This window comes from Pararhizobium sp. P1_E7 (assembly GCF_056405855.1).
This window is the reverse complement of the sequence record NZ_JBFUBH010000140.1, coordinates 1-4263: the sequence shown is the minus strand read 5'-3', so window position 1 is coordinate 4263 and position 4263 is coordinate 1. Positions and strand designations below refer to the sequence as shown.

At 56.3% G+C, this 4263-nt stretch carries 3 protein-coding genes; 2 read left to right on the top strand and 1 reads right to left on the bottom strand.

What is annotated here, in order from left to right; genetic code table 11:
* Positions 1-4 precede the first annotated feature (4 nt).
* Positions 5-1024, bottom strand: coding sequence for a hypothetical protein (locus tag AC1D17_RS27880; RefSeq protein WP_477568476.1), 1020 nt, complete (start codon positions 1022-1024; stop codon positions 5-7).
* Between the two features lie 162 nt (positions 1025-1186).
* On the opposite strand from AC1D17_RS27880, the gene AC1D17_RS27875 reads away from it, so the two are divergent.
* Together AC1D17_RS27875 and AC1D17_RS27870 are read left to right on the top strand one after the other, a co-directional pair.
* A complete protein-coding gene (locus AC1D17_RS27875; protein WP_222377226.1) occupies positions 1187-2128 on the top strand; it encodes a HamA C-terminal domain-containing protein in 942 nt (313 codons plus the stop codon).
* A partial coding sequence (locus AC1D17_RS27870; RefSeq protein ID WP_477568475.1) for a DEAD/DEAH box helicase occupies positions 2128-4263 on the top strand: 2136 nt, incomplete at its 3' end. The genes AC1D17_RS27875 and AC1D17_RS27870, both read left to right, overlap by 1 nt.

Here is a 4263-nt window from a genome sequence, read left to right as displayed (position 1 = left end):
ATACTCAATCGGCCGGTTCGCTTGCCAAAGTTCCCTTGCCACCCGAAGGATAGTCGACGCCGGATACAAAGAGAGAGACTTTGTCGCCGTCGACGAAGATGCTGTCCGCTTCGCCGGTGTAGGAGCCGGTAAGAGGATCTCGTGCTCCCGCCATTTGACCATGTGCCGTGTTAAACGTGAGGCTTTCGCCGATGACGTAGCCGTATCGGACATAGTCGGACCCGTGCAGACCGTCCGCGCCCTTCGGGTAATTTGCGAACTTCACGACGTTGTACTGCGGTTTCAGGAGGCTGACGAAGGCCTTCTCGGCATCGGCGACGATACGCTTGTGATCGTAAGCGCCGCTGAAGTCCTCGTTTTCGAAGTCGTGGTCCGGTCCGAAAGTGGTCATGATCAAAGGCTGAGCGCGGAATAGAAAGAGGATCGTCTCGTCCGTGACGCGCGCGCCGGGGTATCGTTGCGGTTCGTTGGAGAGAATCTCCATGCGCGCTCTGTGGCCGCGGCTGATGAGGCGGTCGAAGCTGTCGCCAACCTTTGCTATACCCACGTAGAGCAGATCATAGGTGGCCGCTTTTGTGTAGCGATCGAAACCGGTGATGCCGGAACGTCCGCGTGAGCGATCCCAGATCAACTTTTCCGTCGTGAACCATTCGAGGACTGTCGACCCCGGTTCGTCGATAGGCCCATCCCAGAGTCGTATCAGCTTTTCGCCGGCCTCTATCCAGTAGGTATTGCTTGGAGCTGCGGCAACGCCGGGGAGCGCCGGCAGATTGAGGGTAACCGCATCGATGCAGTCGTCGCCGACGAAGAAATCCAGCGTCATCACGTGGCTATCGGCGTCGACGGCAACGTTCCGGAAGGTTGCCTCGGCGCGACCGCCGATCATGTAAAAATCGCTCCCGCGCCAGAGCTCCTCGACCTCGGAAATGTGCTGGAGCCATACGGCCTCTTGGCTGGATATAGGCGGATAGACCGTCTCCATGACGGTCAGCTTAACCTTTGTTTTTGTTGATGCGCTTGTCATGGTTAAACGGCTGTAGCGTAGCCGAGTCGCTCTCTCGAAAATAACAGGTCGAAAAAATGTAATATCATAAGGCCAACTGTATCTCATATGCCTCCTTACACTTGCAGTGCCTCATTTTGATTCGCAATATGATTGCAAATGATTCTTTAGGAATGGGGGAACATGGCAGAGATCACCGGTGCAGAGCTCGACGCTATTTTGTCGGGTGATCCGGACGAGTTGGACGTGCATTTACAGCTCGTCGAACGTGACATCGTAATCGATGGCCACAAGGTTTCGGTGTATTGCCATTGTTTGACGACAGATGGAAACGGCAAGGTAAAGCTAAAGCGGCTTGCCGAATTCATGCGCCATGCGGCGGCCGATTACGCCATCCCTCGGACGCGCATCGAGGAGGCAAGGGAGCGGGACGCAAAGTTCCGATCCACATCGGCCATCGCAGCGCTGCACGAAAAAGCGAGAGCGGTATTCACCGATCTGGCCAAGACCGGCGAGGGAGGCGAAATGCTTCTTTTCCTTCTGGCAGAGCGATTTTTGGGCATCCCTCATGTTCTCTGCAAGATGGACCTCAAAACCGACAGCCGGATGCACTATCATGGGGCCGACGGCGTCTATGCGTCGGTCTCCGACGATGGGAAATTGAAGCTCTTCTGGGGCGAGTCCAAAGTCTATAAGGATCCCACCGACGCAATCCGCGACTGCCTCAGTTCGCTGGCACCATTTTTGATCGAAGAAGACCACCTTGGGTCATCCCGAGAGCGTGACTTGGTGCTTTTGAGTGATAAGGCAGACCTCGGCGATCCTGAATTGTCGGCCGCCTTCCGTCGCTTCTTCGACACAAGTTCACCGATGTCCAACAGGGTCGAATATTGCGGTGTAGCGCTGGTTGGCTTTGATGCGGATTTCTATCCTGAAGACGATGGCCACGGCGTACTCGAGGATATTGTGAATGCCGCGAAGAAAGGCATTGAAGGCTGGTCGACATCAGTAGGACGAAGGCTGACGGAGGAGAAGCTTCAGCATTTCGATATCCATTTTCTCTGCCTGCCGCTTCCTTCCGTCGACAAGTTCAGAGAAGCGTTCCTTGAGGCCATGGGGCGCTGATGACTGAAACTGAACTCCAAGATTGGCTTTACGAGACGTCGTTGCATGGCGAGTTACAGCAGCTTGGCCTGGTCACCACTCTTCTGGAGCTCGACAACGTCGCTCAGGAGCAAGCACTTGACGATGTCACGTTTGATTGGCAGCGATTGCTGTTCGCTGCGAGCATCCTCGCGCGATCAAAAAAGCGCCTGCACCGCGAGGCAAGCCTACGCGTCGCGACCGGAGCGATGTTGCTACCGACTTCAGACTCGGTTCGCGACGCCGCCGCAGTGTTGTTCGATAAGCTGTCAAATCGCCGCTCGGTGGCTTTGGCCGAGCAGCGTGGACGGTTAAAGCCGGATCTGGAAGCAAGGCTCGGCGTCGCGCTGAGAATCGAAGATCAACGCAAGCAGCTGGAAAGTTCGATCCTCTTAGAGGCGACGGGTGAGCGCTTGCCAGTCAACGAATTTCAGCTTGAATTCTGGCGCGCTGCTGGTCAGGAACGGGCTTGGATCTCTGCTTCCGCCCCCACTGCCTCTGGCAAGACCTTCCTTGTCTTGAAGTGGCTTGTCGACTGCCTCGCAACCGAGAAAATTCGACGAGCGGTTTACCTAGCCCCAACGCGCGCCCTTGTCTCGGAAATCGAGGCGTCTCTTGGCCAGGTTGCCGCCCAATCCGGACTCGATATCGAGATCTCGTCACTTCCCTCGGCGCAAAAGTATGCTGCCGCGGAAAAATCTGGCAAGAGATGCGTCTTCGTCTTCACCCAAGAGCGGTTGCATCTTCTAGCCAACCTATTGCACGAACGTGTCGACATCGATCTTGTTGTCGTCGACGAGGCTCACAAGATCGGGGACCCACAGCGCGGCGTCATTCTGCAAGACGCCATCGAGCGCCTTCTTCGATCAAGCCCAAACATGCGTGTGACTTTCGTAAGCCCTGCGACACAAAATCCGGAGGTGCTGCTTGACGACGCACCGGACAGCACGCCGACTATCCCGATCGACAGCGATGTGGCGACCGTCTTGCAAAACATCGTCGTCGCTCACCAAGTCCCCGCCAAGCCAACCAAATGGGCGCTCAAGTTCCGTCACAACGAAGAATACCTGGCTCTGGGGACGCTGACGCTCGCAAGTAAACCAGGCACACTGGCGAAAAAGCTCGCATTCATTGCAGCAGCTATCGGTGAACGGGGCGGTACTCTCGTCTACGCGAACGGAGCGGCCGAAGCCGAGGATGTCGCTGACCTAATCAGTCAGTTGCTGCCGAAAGCGAAAGRGATCGACCAAGAGCTTGTTGACGTTGCAGATCTGGCGCGAAAGTGCGTACACAGAAGCTACAGGTTGGCACCATTGGTGGAAGCCGGCGTCGCTTTCCATTATGGAAACATGCCTTCGCTCATCCGCCTGGAAGTTGAGCGTCTATTCAAGACAGGGAAGCTCAAGTTCCTCGTCTGCACGTCCACACTAATAGAGGGCGTCAATCTGTCCTGCAGGACCATTGTGGTTCGCGGTCCCCGCAAAGGCAAAAAAACCCCTATGGAGCCGCAGGATTTTTGGAACCTTGCCGGCAGGGCCGGCAGATGGGGAGATGAATTCCAGGGTAACATCATCTGCATCGACGCGTCCGACGAGAAGGCGTGGCCCTCCGGAGTTCCACAGCGGACCCGGTATCCGATCCGGCGCGAGACGGATACTGCTCTTTCGAAACTCGAAGAGCTGGCCGCTTACATAGAGCACCGACCAATGGGAGTGGCCCTTGATCCTAGTCAAGTCCGCGCCTTTGAGCAGGTGAGCGCCTATTTGACGACGGCTTTTGTTCGCGATCGTTCTCTGACCGGTGCGCCTTGGGCAAAGCGCCAGCCCGCCACCACGTTGCAACGTCTCGAACAAGCGCTGAGCACGGCGACAGAGGGTCTGGACATCTCAGCGGAAATTGGCGCCCGGAACCCTGGTGTAAACCTGATTGGGTTGCAGTGTTTATTGGCATTCTTCCGCGGTTACGAAGGCCCGCCAGAAGACCTGTTGCCTGCGCCATCGGAAAGCGATGATGCGTACCACCGCTTTTCGAACATGATGGAAAGGATCAATGACAATGTCCTTACCGTCTTCCTGCCGAAAACGCTAATTCCCCTGCATGCGCTGACGGTCTTGCAG

Bases quoted from the DNA above. Each gene is read 5' to 3' on its own strand.
- AC1D17_RS27880 (WP_477568476.1), bottom strand. From the start codon at position 1,024: ATGACAAGCGCATCAACAAAAACAAAGGTTAAGCTGACCGTCATGGAG.
- AC1D17_RS27875 (WP_222377226.1), top strand. From the start codon at position 1,187: ATGGCAGAGATCACCGGTGCAGAGCTCGACGCTATTTTGTCGGGTGAT.